Origin of the sequence: Streptomyces caniferus, assembly GCF_009811555.1 — a bacterium.
In the GTDB taxonomy this organism is placed as follows: domain Bacteria; phylum Actinomycetota; class Actinomycetes; order Streptomycetales; family Streptomycetaceae; genus Streptomyces; species Streptomyces caniferus.
This window is the reverse complement of sequence record NZ_BLIN01000005.1, coordinates 751321-765840: the sequence shown is the minus strand read 5'-3', so window position 1 is coordinate 765840 and position 14520 is coordinate 751321. Positions and strand designations below refer to the sequence as shown.

Annotated in this window: 11 protein-coding genes; 4 read left to right on the top strand and 7 right to left on the bottom strand. The window is 71.6% G+C overall.

The annotated features are described in order from the left end of the window. The first annotated feature begins 35 nt into the window (after nt 1-35). From Scani_RS19925 to Scani_RS19915, 3 genes are read left to right on the top strand one after another with little or no spacing between them, the layout of a single operon-like run. The gene (locus tag Scani_RS19925; RefSeq protein WP_159478197.1) at nt 36-605 is read left to right on the top strand and encodes a 2Fe-2S iron-sulfur cluster-binding protein; all 570 of its coding nucleotides are present in this window, start codon (nt 36-38) and stop codon (nt 603-605) included. Further along, complete coding sequence (locus Scani_RS19920) at nt 602-1585, top strand: FAD binding domain-containing protein (protein ID WP_159478194.1); 984 nt, start codon at nt 602-604, stop codon at nt 1583-1585. The genes Scani_RS19925 and Scani_RS19920 overlap by 4 nt, the downstream gene beginning before the upstream one ends. Before the next feature lie 9 nt (nt 1586-1594). Beyond that, the gene (locus Scani_RS19915; protein ID WP_159478191.1) at nt 1595-3826 is read left to right on the top strand and encodes a xanthine dehydrogenase family protein molybdopterin-binding subunit; all 2232 of its coding nucleotides are present in this window, start codon (nt 1595-1597) and stop codon (nt 3824-3826) included. A 137-nt stretch (nt 3827-3963) separates the two neighbouring features. On the opposite strand, the gene Scani_RS19910 is transcribed toward Scani_RS19915, so the two are convergent. From Scani_RS19910 to aceA, 3 genes are all read right to left on the bottom strand, one after another. Next, complete coding sequence (locus Scani_RS19910) at nt 3964-4833, bottom strand: 3-hydroxybutyryl-CoA dehydrogenase (protein WP_159478188.1); 870 nt, start codon at nt 4831-4833, stop codon at nt 3964-3966. After that, on the bottom strand, nt 4830-6215 hold the full coding sequence (aceB, locus tag Scani_RS19905) for a malate synthase A (protein ID WP_246296035.1): 1386 nt from the start codon (nt 6213-6215) through the stop codon (nt 4830-4832). The genes Scani_RS19910 and aceB overlap by 4 nt, the downstream gene beginning before the upstream one ends. Before the next feature lie 95 nt (nt 6216-6310). Beyond that, nucleotides 6311-7594, bottom strand: a complete 1284-nt coding sequence (gene aceA / locus Scani_RS19900) for an isocitrate lyase (protein ID WP_159478185.1) — start codon at nt 7592-7594, stop codon at nt 6311-6313. A gap of 497 nt (nt 7595-8091) precedes the next feature. Between aceA and Scani_RS19895 the strand changes: the two genes are divergently transcribed. Next, nucleotides 8092-9498, top strand: a complete 1407-nt coding sequence (locus Scani_RS19895) for a short-chain fatty acyl-CoA regulator family protein (RefSeq protein ID WP_159478182.1) — start codon at nt 8092-8094, stop codon at nt 9496-9498. Between the two features lie 106 nt (nt 9499-9604). On the opposite strand, the gene Scani_RS19890 is transcribed toward Scani_RS19895, so the two are convergent. From Scani_RS19890 to Scani_RS19875, 4 genes are all read right to left on the bottom strand, one after another. Then, nucleotides 9605-10225, bottom strand: coding sequence for a hypothetical protein (locus Scani_RS19890; protein ID WP_159478179.1), 621 nt, complete (start codon nt 10223-10225; stop codon nt 9605-9607). Between the two features lie 249 nt (nt 10226-10474). Next, entirely contained in the window at nt 10475-11734 is a 1260-nt protein-coding gene (locus tag Scani_RS19885; RefSeq protein WP_159478176.1) for a PP2C family protein-serine/threonine phosphatase, read from the bottom strand. Nucleotides 11735-12055: 321 nt separating this feature from the next. Beyond that, nucleotides 12056-13483 (bottom strand): MATE family efflux transporter, encoded by a 1428-nt coding sequence (locus Scani_RS19880; protein WP_159478173.1) that lies wholly within the window; start codon nt 13481-13483, stop codon nt 12056-12058. After that, nucleotides 13483-14508 carry a cysteine synthase family protein gene (locus Scani_RS19875; protein WP_159478170.1) on the bottom strand — a complete coding sequence of 342 codons (1026 nt, stop codon included), beginning with the start codon at nt 14506-14508 and terminating at the stop codon, nt 13483-13485. Before Scani_RS19875 ends, Scani_RS19880 begins: the two co-directional genes overlap by 1 nt. Nucleotides 14509-14520 lie beyond the last annotated feature (12 nt).

Below are 14520 nucleotides of genomic sequence, written 5' to 3'. Positions count from 1 at the left end.
GTGACACCCGCGCCCAGCGAGGAAGGCGGGCTGTGATGAGCGAATCCGATGCGGCCGCCGCGGAGCGGAGTCAGGTGGCCACGGCCCCGCTCTCGGCGATCACACTGAACGTCAACGACCAGGTGCGGCGGCTGGAGGTGGATCCGCGGACCTCGCTGCTCGACGCGCTGCGCGAGCATCTGCGCCTGGGCGGGACCAAGAAGGGGTGTGACCACGGGCAGTGCGGCGCCTGCACGGTGCTGATCAACGGCCGGCGCGTCAACTCCTGTCTCTCGCTCGCCGTGATGCACGAGGACGACGAGATCGTGACGATCGAAGGCCTGGGCGATCCCGAGGGGCTGCACCCCATGCAGCGTGCCTTCGTCGAGCGGGACGGCTTCCAGTGCGGCTACTGCACTCCCGGCCAGATCTGTTCGGCCGTCGGCATGCTCACCGAGGTGGAGGCGGGCTGGCCCAGCCACGCCACCGCTGATGTGGCCGCCCCCCAGGTCGCGTTGACCGGCGACGAGATCCGGGAGCGGATGAGCGGCAACATCTGCCGGTGCGCCGCCTATCCGAACATCGTCGCCGCCATCCGCGACGTCGCGGAGGGAGACCCGCAATGAGGCCCTTCACCTACGAGCGGGCCACCGACGCACAGGCAGCCGTCGCCGCGGTGTCCAAAACCGGCGCGAAGTTCATCAGTGGCGGCACCAACCTGCTCGACCTGATGAAGCTCGACATCGAGAAGCCCAGCCATCTGGTCGACATCAGCCGGCTTCCGTTGCGGGACATCGAGGAACTCCCGGACGGCGGACTGCGCATCGGCGCACAGGCGGCGAACTCCGATGTGGCCGCCGATGCCCGGGTACGTACGCGCTATCCGGCGCTGTCGGAGGCGCTGTTGTCCGGCGCGTCGGGCCAGTTGCGCAACAAGGCGTCCACCGGCGGAAATCTGCTGCAGCGCACGCGCTGCCCGTACTTCTACGACACCGCCGCGGGCTGCAACAAGCGGGAGCCCGGGTCCGGATGCTCGGCGCTCGACGGATTCAACCGGATCCACGCGATTCTCGGCGCCGACGACTCCTGCATCGCGACCCACCCCTCGGACATGGCCGTCGCGCTGACCGCGCTGGACGCGGAGATCGAGCTGCTGGACGCCGATGCGTCGGTACGCCGCGTCGCCATCACGGACTTCTACCGGCTGCCCGGCGGCACACCGCACATCGAGACCGAGCTGCGGCCCGACGAGATGATCACGGCCGTGCTCCTGCCCCCGCCGCCGCCGGGCCGGCAGCTCTACCGCAAGGTGCGCGACCGGGCGTCCTACGAGTTCGCGCTGGTCTCCGTGGCGGCCGTCGTCTCGGTGGAGCAGGAGACGATCGAGCTGGCGCGGGTGGCCTTCGGCGGTGTGGCCCACAAACCGTGGCGGTCCGTCGAGGCCGAGGCCGCCTTGACCGGGCGCCCCGCCACGATGGACACGTACCGCGCCGCCGCCGAGGTTGCGATGCGCGACGCCGTGGGGCGGGGGGAGAACGACTTCAAGATCGAGCTGGCCAAGCGCACGCTGTGCCGCACGCTGGCGCAAGCGGCTCGGCCGAGCTGAGGAGCCGAGATGATCGGGCAAGCTGTGAACCGCGTGGACGGCCCGTCGAAGGTCACCGGCCGGGCCACCTACTCCTACGAGAACTGGGAAGCCGGCCAACCGCTCTACGGTGTCATCGTCGGCGCGACCATCGGCAAGGGCCGCATCACCCGGATCGACGCCGGCAGCGCCGAACGCGCGCCCGGTGTACGCATGGTGATGACCCATCACAATGCTCCGGAGCAGGGCCCGCGTGACGAGTCCGTTCCGATGGAATACTGGCGCGCCCAGCCGGCGCTGACCGGCCCGGACGTGCACCACTACGGCGAGCCGGTGGCACTCGTCGTCGCCGAGACCTTCGAGCAGGCCCGCGCGGCGGCCGAACTCGTGGACGTGGATTACGCGGTCGGGCAGGGCCGTTTCCTCCTGGCCGGGCACGAAGGCGAGGCGTACGCGCCGAAGACGGTCAATGCCGGACTCGCCACCGACACCGCGGTGGGCGATTTCGATGCCGGATTCAGTTCCGCCCCCGTGAAGATCGATCAGTACTACACGACGCCGTACGAGCTCTCGATGCCGATGGAACCGCACGCATGCCTGGCGGAACCGCGGGGCGAGGACCTGATCGTCCACGTCAGCTGCCAGATCGTCGATGCGGCGCGGGCCTCGATCGCCGCCACCCTCCAGACCGATCCCGAGCGGATTCACATCGTCACGCCCTTCGTCGGCGGGGGATTCGGCTCCAAGCTGGGCATCCATGCCGAGACGATCCTGGCGGCGCTGGCCGCCCGCGCGTCGGGCCGCCCTGTCAAGGTCGCGCTGACCCGGCAGCAGGTCTTCCAGCTCGTCGGCGTGCGCCCCACCTCGAACCAGCGGGTCCGGCTGGGAGCGGGCCGCGACGGACGGCTGTCCGCGCTCGCCCATGACGTCACCATGCACACCAACCCCGACATGGAGTACGCCGAGCAGACCGCCGCCACGACCCGCAGCCTCTACGCCGCGCCCCACCGGTTGACCAGCCACCGGCTGACGCCGCTGGACCTGCCGCGCGGTTCGGACGTCCGCGCGCCGGGCGAGGCGCCGGGCATGCTCGCGGTGGAGTCGGCGATGGACGAGCTGGCCGAGGCGCTCGGGATGGACCCGGTCGAGCTGCGGATCCGCAACGAGCCCACCGTCGACCCCGAGCGGGACGTGCCGTACAGCGACCGGCATCTGGTCGACTGCCTGCGCGAAGGCGCGCGCCGGTTCGGCTGGGAGCGCCGCCCCGTGCCGCCGGCGAGTATGCGCGACGGACGGTGGCTGGTGGGCTACGGCATGTCCGCCGCCATCCGCGGGCACTTCCAGGGGCCGACCGCGGTGCGGGTGCGGTTGACGGCGGACGGCACCGCCGTCGTCCAGTCGGACATGACCGATATCGGGACCGGCACGTACACCATCCTGACGCAGGTCGCGGCCGACGGGCTCGGGCTGCCGCGGGAGCGGGTGCGGGTCGAGCTCGGGAGGTCCGAGCATCCCAGCAGCTGGGGGTCCGGCGGGTCGTGGGGCGCCACCAACTCCAGCACCGCGACGTACCGGGCGTGTGCGGCCCTGCGCGAGAAGCTGCTGGCCGCGGCGTGCGGCGACACGCGCTCCCCGCTGTACGGCCTGGACCCGGCCAACGCCGTGTTCGCCGTGGGCGGTGTGCGCATCGGCGGCATGTCCGAGGCGCTGAGCGAGATCGTGGCACGCCACGCCCCCGAAGGGATGGAGGCGGAGGGCCGGACCCGCTTCATGGGCGACGATCCGCACTACTCGGCCTACTCGATCCACACCTACGGGGCCCACTTCGCCGAAGTGGGGGTCGACGCGGACACCGCCGAGATCCGTCTGCGGCGGATGCTGGGCGTGTTCTCGGTGGGCCGCGTGCTCAACGCGAAGACGGCCCGTTCGCAGCTGATGGGCGGCATGATCTGGGGAGCCGGTGCGGCGCTGGAGGAAGAGGCCGTGGTCGACCCGCGAACCGGTGCCTTCGTCAACCGGGACTTCGCGCAATACCTGGTGCCCGTTCATGCCGACATCCCCGACGTCGAGGTCGTCGTCCTCGACGGGTACGACGACAAGGCGAACCCGCTCGGCGCGAAGGGCGTCGGTGAGCTGGGCATCTGCGGGTCCGGCGCGGCGGTCGCCAACGCCGTCTTCAACGCCACCGGGATCCGCGTACGCGACTTCCCCATCACGCTCGAAAAGGTGTTGCCCGGCCTGCCCTCGATGTCCCTCCCGTAGCGCCGGGACGATGTGCGTTCCCGACCCGGCGCCGTGGACGCCGCACCGCGCGCGGGGGTACGGAGCAGCCCCCTCAGGCCTCCCGCACCCCCGCCACGGCAGTCGCGGCCCCTCGGCCCCGACCTGACCCGGGTCCCTCAACCCCGGTCGTAGGTGTGGAACCCGCGGCCCGTCTTGCGGCCCAGCAGCTCCGCCTCGACCATGCGCCGAAGCAGGGGAGGCGGTGCGTAGAGGGGTTCCTTGAACTCGTCGTACAGCGATGCGGCGATGGAGGCGACCGTGTCGAGGCCGATCAGGTCGGCGAGCTTGAGCGGGCCCATCGGGTGGGCGCAGCCCAGTTCCATCCCGGCATCCACGTCGGCGGCCGAGGCGAAGCCGGATTCGGCCATCCGGATCGCCGACAGCAGGTAGGGGATGAGCAGGGCGTTGACCACGAAGCCGGCGCGGTCCTGGGAGCGGACCACGCTCTTGCCGAGCGTGGTGGCGACGAACTCCTCGGCCGTCGCGGCGACCTCCGGTGCGGTGTGCAGGGACGTGACGACCTCCACCAGGGGCAGTACCGGCACCGGGTTGAAGAAGTGCAGCCCGAGGACGTGGTCGGCGCGCCGGGTGGCCATGCCCAGGCGCATGACGGGGAGGGCCGAGGTGTTGGTGGCCAGGATCGCTTCGGGATCTTCGACGATCTTGTCGAGGGCGGTGAAGACCTCCGTCTTGACTCCGGTGTTCTCGACGACGGCCTCGACGACGAGCTGCCGGTCGGCGAGGTCGTCGAGGCTGCCGGTGAAGACCATCCGGGCCAGCGCGTCCTCCGCCGGGATCCGGTCCAGCTTTCCCCGCTGGACGGCGCGCTCCAGGGAGCTGGCCACCCGCTCCCGGGCGGCGCGGGCGGCCACCGCGTCCGCCTCGCAGACGACGGTGTCGAGCCCGGCGCGGGCGCACACCTCGGCGATGCCGGCCCCCATCTGGCCGCCGCCCACCACGCCGACCCGTCGGATGCGCCGGCTCATGAGCGGGCCTCCGCACGCCGGACGAGGTGCCGGGAGTAGGCATCCGGCGTGAAGAAGGGCGGCAACTCCCGTGCCATCGCCGTCCGTTCGAAGAGCGAGCGGACCTCCTCGACCCGGGCCCAGGGGTACTCGGCACCCAGGGCGGCGGCCTCGTCGTCGAGCAGGCGCCGTACCGTCTCGTGGTCGATGACGCGGTGCCGCAGCCATTGCCAGATCTGCACCCGGGCGATCTCCGCGGTCGCCGCGTCCTCCATCAGGCCGTACAGGGCGACGGCTCCGCTGATCCGCAGCCAGGCGTCGAAGTAGCGCAGCGCTACCGCGATGTTGGTACGCACACCCTCCCGGGTGGGCGGGCCGCTGATCCGGCGCACGGACAGCAGGTCCGCCGCGCCCACCTCCACCTCGTCACGGGTGCGCTCGATCTGGTGCGGCCGGTCGCCGAGGACGCCGTCGAAGGCCGTGCGGCAGACGGGGACGAGGCCGGGGTGGGCGACCCAGGAGCCGTCGAAACCGTCCTCGGCCTCGCGCTCCTTGTCCCCCCGGACCGTGGCCGCCGCGGCCTCGTGGGCGGCCGCGTCCCTGCTCGGCACCTGGGCGGCCATGCCCCCGATCGCGTGGGCGCCCCGCTTGTGGCAGGTGCGCACCAGCAGTTCGGTGTACGCCCGCAGGAAGGAGGCGGTCATGGTGACCTTCGCCCGGTCCGGCAGCAGGAAGTCGGTGCGGTGCCCGAAGGTCTTGATCAGGCTGAACAGGTAGTCCCACCGGCCCGCGTTGAGCCCGGAACCGTGCTCGCGCAGCTCGTAGAGGATCTCGTCCATCTCGAAGGCCGCGGTGAGGGTCTCGATGAGGACGGTGGCGCGGACCGTGCCGCGGGGGATGCCCAGGAGCTCCTGTGCGAGGACGAAGACGTCGTTCCACAGCCGCGCCTCGTACCGGTTCTCCAGCTTGGGCAGGTAGAAGTACGGGCCCTGCCCGGCGTCGATCCGGCGCTGGGCGCAGTGGAAGAAGTACAGGCCGAAATCGACGAGCGAGGCGGGCACCGGCCGGCCGTCGAACTCCAGGTGCTCTTCGAGGAGGTGCCAGCCGCGGGGGCGGACGACGATCGTGGCGATCTGGTCGCCGAGGCGGGACGCCGTGCCCTCGGGGGTGGTGGAGTCGAGGCGGCGCTCGACGGCGTCGAGCAGGGTGAGCTGACCGTCGATGACGTTGTCCCAGGTGGGGGCGGTCGCGTCCGCGAAGTCGGCCACCCAGACCTGCGCCCCGGAGGTGAGGGCGTGGACTGCCATGCGGCGCTCCGGAGGGCCGGTGATCTCCACCCTGCGGTCGGTCAGGCCGGGTGCCGCGAGAACCCGGACGCGGTCGGTTGGTGCGCTGGTGGACATGGGGGTCTCCTGACGAGGGAGGAGCGGGGCCGGACGGAGCCGGCCGTCCGGCCCCGCTTGCTCACGGGCCGACGGGCTGTACGGCCGTCGGCGGGCTAGTGGAACTGCTCCTCCTCCGTGGAGCCGCTGAGCGCGGTGGTCGAGGAGGCCGGGTTGAGGGCGGTGGAGACCTGGTCGAAGTAGCCGGTGCCGACCTCGCGCTGGTGCCTGACGGCGGTGAAGCCCTGTGCCTGCGCGGCGAACTCCTTCTCCTGGAGGTCGACGTAGGCCGTCATGCCGGACTCGGCGTAGCCGCGCGCGAGATCGAACATGCCGTGGTTGAGGGAGTGGAAGCCGGCCAGGGTGATGAACTGGAAGCGGTAGCCCATCGCGCCCAGTTCGCGCTGGAACTTCGCGATCTGGTCGTCGTCGAGGGCGGCCTTCCAGTTGAACGACGGCGAGCAGTTGTAGGCCAGCATCTGGTCGGGGTGCTCGGCGTGGATCGCCTCCGCGAACTCCCGGGCCTGCGCCAGGTCCGGGGTACCGGTCTCGACCCAGATCAGGTCGGCGTACGGCGCGTACGCCAGGCCGCGGGCGATGACCGGCGCCATCCCGTTCCGGACGCGGTAGAAGCCCTCGGCGGTCCGCTCGCCCGTCACGAACTCGGCGTCACGCTCGTCGATGTCGCTGGTCAGCAGGTTCGCCGCGAGGGCGTCCGTGCGGGCCACGATCAGGGTCGGTACGTCGGCGATGTCGGCGGCGAGACGGGCGGCGTTGAGGGTGCGGATGTGCTGGCCGGTGGGGACGAGGACCTTGCCGCCGAGATGGCCGCACTTCTTCTCCGAGGCGAGCTGGTCCTCGTAGTGGATACCGGCCGCGCCGGCCGCGATCATCGCCTTGGTCAGCTCGAAGGCGTTGAGCGGTCCGCCGAAGCCCGCCTCGGCGTCGGCCACGATCGGCGCGAGCCAGTCGGTGGTGTCGCTGCCGCCCTCCGCGGTGGCGATCTGGTCGGCGCGCAGCAGCGCGTTGTTGATCCGACGGACCACCTGCGGCACGGAGTTGGCGGGGTACAGGCTCTGGTCGGGGTAGGTGTGGCCGGCCTGGTTGGCGTCGGCGGCGACCTGCCAGCCCGACAGGTAGATGGCCTCCAGACCGGCCTTGACCTGCTGCACGGCCTGACCGCCGGTCAGCGCGCCCAGCGCGTGGACGTAGTCGCGCTCGTGCAGCTGCCGCCACAGCCGCTCGGCGCCGCGACGGGCCAGTGTGTGCTCCTCCCGGACGCTGCCCGACAGCCGGACCACATCCTCCGCGCCGTAGGTGCGCTCGATGCCCTTCCACCGGGGATCGGTGGCCCACCGCTGCGCGAGCCGCTCGGCCGCCGTCGTCTTCGCCTCTGCCATGACCTTCACCGTCTCCATGAGTCGCGTGGTCTGCCAATGTCTCCTCAGCCGTGCACCGGTTCTGAAGAAGAGTGGCACTGTGTGTCTGATCTGAGTGCGGCCCGCCGTCCCGTCGAGGGCGATGCTGAGCAATGCTGCCTGGCCGGCGGACAGGAAATGCCGGGATCTCCGACGTCAGGGCGGGGATCGTGCCCGGATAACTGCCTTGGCTGCCAGGGTTCGGCGGGCCGCACTGGAACTCTGGCACTGGCACCGAGTGCCAGCAATCATGGACGCCTGCCAAGTTCTGCGAATCTTTTCCCGGCGAATTGCCAAGGTTGCGAAGGGTCGGCCAAGCCGGATGCCGCGTAGGCTGAAGCCCGTGTCGACGGCCGCTCGCCCGGCAGCCGGACCGACGGCCGCTCGCAGGCCGGCCGGCCGATGGCTGCCCGCGAGCAAGCCGGGCCATGGCTGCCCGCACGGCCGGACCGAAACTGACCCGACGGGGGAGGAGCGCGGTGAGCAAGACGTACGCCGGAGCGCGGCTGCGGCGCCTGCGCGAGGACCGGCGTATGAGCCAGGCCGAACTGGCCCGGGTCCTGGGCATCTCGCCCAGCTACCTGAACCAGATGGAACACGACTCCCGGCCGCTCACCGTGCCCGTGCTGCTCCGGCTCACCGAAGCCTTCGGCGTCGACCCCGGCTTCTTCTCGGAGCGCGACACCAGCAGACTCGTGGCGGATTTGCGCGAGGCGCTGGCCGGTGAGGTGGCCGAGGCCCGGGTCTCACCGTCGGACCTGGCCGAACTCGCCACCCGGATGCCGGCCGTCGCCAAGGTGCTGCTGGACCTGGGCCGGCGCGGACAACTCCTCGCCGAACGGATCGCCGGCGCGGCCGACGGCCGGGACGGCGAACCCGGCGCTCCCCGCTCCCCGCACGAGGAGATCCGGGAGTTCTTCTACCGCCGCCAGAACTACCTGCACGACGCCGATCTCGCCGCCGAAGACCTGGCCCGCCACATCGGCATCCGGCCGGGGGAGGTCGTCCGGGCGCTCTCCGACAGGCTCACCGGGACACACGGGGTGCGCACGTCGACCGAGGCCGCCGCGCACCTGCACCACTACGAGGAGACCTCGCGCACCCTGCACCTCTCCAGCCGGCTCCGGCCGGGCCAGCAGGCCTTCCGCATGGCCACACAGCTCGCCCTGCTCGAATACGGCGACGAACTGGACCGGCTGGCGGCCGAGGACTTCCCCACCGGGTCGGCCACGCACGCCCTGACGCGCATCGGCATTGCCAACTACTTCGCCGCGGCGCTGATCCTGCCGTACCGCGCCTTCCACACGGCCGCCGAAAGCGTGCGCTACGACATCGAGCGCCTCACCGACCACTTCGGCCTCGGCTACGAAACCGTCTGCCACCGCCTCAGCACCCTCCAGCGCCCCCGCCTGCGCGGAGTGCCGTTCTCCTTCGTCCGCGTCGACCGGGCCGGCAACATGTCCAAACGCCAGTCCGCCACCGGCTTCCACTTCTCCCGGGCCGGCGGCACCTGCCCGCTGTGGAACGTCTATGAGGCCTTCGCCGCGCCGGGCCGTATCCACGTCCAGATCGCGGCGATGCCCGACGGGCAGCGCTACTTGTGGACCGCCCGTGCGGTCACCCGGCACCGCGGCGGCTGGGGCGAGCCCGGCAAGACGTTCGCCATCGGCCTCGGCTGCGAAATCCGGCACGCCTCCCGGCTCGTCTACTCCGACGGCCTCGACCTCGACAACGCCTCCGCCGCCACCCCGATCGGCATGGGCTGCCGCATCTGCGAACGCCTCGACTGCCCGCAGCGCGCGGTCCCGCCACTCGGCCGCCCGCTCGCCATCGACGAGAACAGCAGCACGTTCGTCCCGTATCCGGTGGCCGACTCCACGCAGTGATGCGTCAAATCACCTGAGCAAGCAGCGACTTGGGCGCGCGGTGGCGTGGGTACGCGGTCACCTGGGCCGGGATCACTTGTGCGCGTAGTCGCTTTCGCCGGAGGTGTCACTCGGGATGGACGTCGGCGGCGACGATCACTCCGTCCTCGACGGTGTACGTGCCGGCGTAGTGCCGATGGGTTCGGTCGGTCTGCGAGGCGTCCAGCCGCACCGAGACCTTGTTGCCCTCCACCGACTCGATCGTGACGTCGTACTTCGTGACGGTGTTGAAGGACTGGACGAAGGCGTCGTACGTCTGGCCCGCGATGTGCTGTCTCCCGCCGATCGCCCAAGCGCTCACGAAATCACGGTCGTTGACGACCCTGAAATACGTCTGCACCACGGTGGCGGGAGCGGGCGCCTGCTGAGTCGGGGCGGCGCTGCGGTGGGCGGCCGAAGCTGCCGTCCACGGAGCGGCCGGCGTCGAGGCCGGGCCGGAGGCGGCGCGGTTCGTCGCCTGGGCGATGCCGCTGAACGCGCCCACACCGGTGAGGACCACGGCGAGGGCCAGGAGCACGGCAAGGGACGCGCGCACGGTGATCAGTACGGACAGGCGGTGTGGGGTGCCGGGCGGGGCAGTCCGCGAAGGCGCCCGCTCCGAGCGGGCCTGCGGGCGGTCCGTGCGGCCCTTGCGGCCGCGCGGCACACGACGGTCGTTCGCATGAGGAAGTCCTGGATGCTCTGTCATCGGCCATCCCGAGCGGCTCGAGGATCTGGATCTTCTTAACCCCCATCGTGCGCGACGCGTCCCGTGGCTGCATCCGCTGGTCGGGTTGCGGATCGCGGCGATCTGCCCATGGGCGGAGAGCTGCCCATACGGCGGTGATCTGTCGAGGGGGCGCAGACCCGCCATCGCGACGGGGCGAGGATGCGGTGCCGCGGAGCCCGTGATCGGACGTACGCCGCTACGTCGTACGCCGTGAGCCACGCGCTCGCGTCACAGCCGGACGATGACAAGGGCGATGTCGTCGCGGGCGCCGGCGCTGACGCCGAGGCGGGTCAGCAGCGCGTCGGCGAGGCGTTCCGGGCTGAACCGGGTGTAGCGGGAGAGGGCGTCGGTGAGGCGGGTGAGGCTGGCGTCGATGTCCTCGTCGCGGCGTTCGATGAGTCCGTCGGTGTAGAGGACGAGGGAGTCGCCGGGGGTGTACGGAAGGCGGGCCTGGGGGCCGGGTTCGTGTTCGAGGTGGGCGCCCAGGGGCGGGTCGGTGGCCTGGTCGAGGAGCGTATGGGTGCCGTCGGCGTGCAGCAGGACGGGGGGCGGGTGGCCGGCGCTGCTGTAGGACACCTCACGACGGCCGGTGTCGATCAGTACCTGCACGACGGTGGTGGCCAGGGCCTTGTCGACGGAGCGGGCGTACAGGCCCAGCACCTTCAGCGCCTGGGCGGGGCCCTCGACCGAGCGGGCGGCGGCGCTGAGGGCGCTGCGGAGCATCCCCATGACGGCGGCGGCCTCCAGCCCGTGGCCGACGACATCGCCGACCGCGACGGCGAACGCCTTCCCGGGGAGGTCGACGATGTCGTACCAGTCGCCGCAGATGTTCAGGGAGCCGATGGCGGGGAGGTAGCGCACCGCGATGTCCCGGTGCCGGGCGAGGTCGGGGGAGTGCAGCATGGACTCCTGGAGGGTGAGCGCGACCTGGCGTTCGCGGGCGTGGGCCCGGCGCAACTCCTCGTTCAGATGCTGCAGCGCCCGCGCGCGGACGTACAGCTCGGCCTCCATCGCCTCCTCGCGCTCGCTCAGCCGGCCGCCGGGCATCTGACGGGCCCGGCGGGAGTGCACGAACGCCGTCACGTCCTCCACCCGGTGGATGATCCACGCCACGGTGCCGTCCGGCCCGGCGACGGGGGTGTTGATGGTGGACCACCAGCGCTCCTCGAACACGCCCGGCTGGTCGGCAATGGGGATGTCGTACCGCTGGACCGCCATCGTGTCCGGTTCGCCGGAGGCCAGCACCCGGTTCAGTGAGGGGTGCAGGTTCTGCACCCCTTCGGCATCGGGGTCGGCGGGGTTGTCGGGGAAGGCGTCGAAGACGTACTGCCCGAGCAGATCGTCCCGGGTCCGCCCGGTGGCCTGGAGGTACGCCTGGTTGACGTCGACGATCACCAGGTCCGGGTTCAGGACCAGGCACGCGCTCGGCGTGGCGGCGAACAGCGCCGCATGATCGAGCTTCGCTCTCCTCACGGGTTCCCTGCCCATCCTCCTGCCGCTCACGGCCCCACCCGTGCCAATCTATGAGCCCCCCGACGCCCGCGCCCGCCGGGACACCGCTGTGCCGCACGACGGCCCGGACGGCCACTCCCGCCCGACCGGGCCCCAGGGGGCATGCGGCACGGCGGCGGCCGGGGACCTGCCCGCCGTCGCGCTTCACCCGAACGGCTCCCGCGTGACGGTTCCGCGGCGGCGTTGAAGAGGAACCCGGGCCCCTCGTTCGCGCGGGTGCGCCGCGGGAAGCGAACCGACGAGCAGCGCAGGGCGGTTACGCCGTGCTCGCCGAGGGCGCCGGACGACTCGGGTGCCTCACGCCGCCGGCACCGTCTGCTGGGCGGCGAACCGGGTGCGCAGGGAGGCGCTGTAGCGGCGCAGGAGCAGGACGGCGGTGGCGGCGAGGCCGGTGAGGAGGCCGAGCCAGATGCCGAGGGTGTGGAGGGCGGCGGCGTAGCCGAGGAGCCAGGCGGCGGGGAGGCCGATGGCCCAGTAGCCGATGAGGGTGATGCGGAATCCGCTCTTGGTGTCGTCGAGGCCGCGCAGGAGCCCGATGCCGATGTTCTGGGCGCAGTCGAAGAACTGCAGGACCATGATGACGAGGAGCAGGCGGGTGGCGAGGGTGACGGCCTCGGCGTCGGCGGGGCTGTCGGTGTCGAAGAACGGGCTCAGCACCAGCCCGGGCAGAGTGACGTAGAGCAGGCCCACGACGACCATCACGGCGCCGGCGCAGGCCAGCGCGGTGTTCTTGATGCGCAGTGCGGTGTCGGTGCGGCCGAGGGCGAGTTCACGGCTGACGTTGAGGGACGCCGCGTGGGAGAGGCCGACGGCGACCTGGAAGACGATGTAGACGAGCTGGTTGACGGCGGTGTGCGCGGCCAGCGCGGCGCTGCCGAAGGAGCCCGCCATCAGGGCGGTGACGGAGAAGAAGCCGGCCTCGGAGCCGTAGGTCGCGGCGATCGGTACGCCGAGCCGGACCAGACGGCGGACGGTGGGGCGGTCGGCCTTGAGGAGGTTGAGGCTGAGGAGCGGGCCCAGGGCCGGGTCGCGCTTCGCCGACAGGTAGAGGGCCAGGCAGGACAGCAGGTGGACGACGGAGGTGGCCACGCCGACGCCCGGCAGTCCGAGCCTGGGCAGCCCCCCTGTGCCATGGATGAGGGCCCAGTTGAGGCCGGCGTTGACCGCAACGGAGGCGAGGGTGATCCGCAGCAGGGCCTGCGGGCGGCGCATGCCGACGGTGAACTGACGGATCGCCTGGAACCACAGGCAGGGCAGCAGGCCCGGGGCGAGGGCCAGCAGCATGGTCTGGGCGCGCTGGACGACACCGGCGTCCTGCCCGAGCAGGCCCAGGGCCCGGCCGATGAGCAGCATGAGCACGGCCCCGGCGATACCGGCGAGGGTGGCGACGGTGAGGCCGGCGCGGACGAGCGCGCGGACTTCGTCGCCGCCCTGCCGTACGTCGGCGGCGGCCTCGGCCTTCTGGGCGCCCTCGGCCCGTGCGGAGGCGGCCGCGATCTGGTTGCCGACGGAGGTGACCAGGCCGACGCCCATGGTGCGCAACTGGTTGAAGAGGACGATGGCCAGCCCTCCCGCCGCGAGGTCGGCGGTGCCGAGCAGGCCCATCATCACGGTGTCGGTGGTGGTCAGGGCCACCTGTGCGAGCTGGGTGAGGATGAGCGGGACGGCGAGGGCGGCCAGGGCACGGCTGTCGCGGAGGAGGGTGGTCAGCTGCATGGCGGGCATCAGATCCTGCGGAGTTTGGTGAGGGTCTCGTCGATCTCGCGTTCCAGGTCGAGATCGATGAGGTTTCGGGCCTGCATCCAGTCGTCGTCGAAGACGGTGTCGAGGTATTTCTCCCCGCCGTCGTTGACCAGCGCCACCATGGTGCTGCCCGGGGGGAGGGCGGGCAGGCGGGCCAGGGCCTCGTGGACCACGCCGCCGGCCGAGCCGCCGATGAGCAGGCCGGTGCGGGCGACGGCGCGTGCGGTGGCGAAGGCTTCGATGTCGCCGACCTTGACGCCTACGTCGATCAGGCCGAAGTCGACGAGCGCGCCGATCTCGGCACCTTCGGGCGTACCGGTCCCGGACTGGTAGTAGTCGTGGGCCGGGCCGCCGAACGCGATCGAGCCCTTGGGCTCGACGCCGACCGTGATGCAGCCGGGCACCAGCGTGCGCAGTTCGCGGGTGGTGCCGCACAGCGCGCCGCCGGTGCCCACCGCGCCGATCAGGACATCGATCCTCCCGTCCAGGGCCTGATGGAGCTCGTGGGCCACGGGGAAGTAGCCGGCGCCGTTGGCGGGGTTGTTGTGCTGCTCGGTGAAGACGGTGTTGTCCTGGCCGCGCGCCATGTCCTCGGCCAACTCCTCGCGGGCGGCGGTGGCGAGCTCCTCGGTGCCGTCATCGACGACGTAGACGAGTTCGGTGCCCAGCGCCCGCATGCCGCGGAGCTTGTCGGGGGCGGCGTGGTGGTCGACGACGGCGGTGAAGGTGTAGCCGCGTTCCGCGGCGATGACCGCCAGGCCCAGTCCGGTGTTGCCGGAGGTTGACTCGATGATGCGGCCGCCGGGCCGCAGTTCGCCGCGCCGCTCCGCGGCATCGACCATGGCGCGTGCCATGCGGATCTTGGCGGTGCCGGTGGGGTTGTACATCTCCAGCTTGAGCAGGAGACGGCTGCCGGTCTCGGTGCGGCACAGCTCCAAGAGCGGGGTGCGGCCGATGAGGTCGGAGAGGCGGGAGACCACGGCGGGGCGCGCGAGGGCCTCGTTCATGGGGAACTCCTG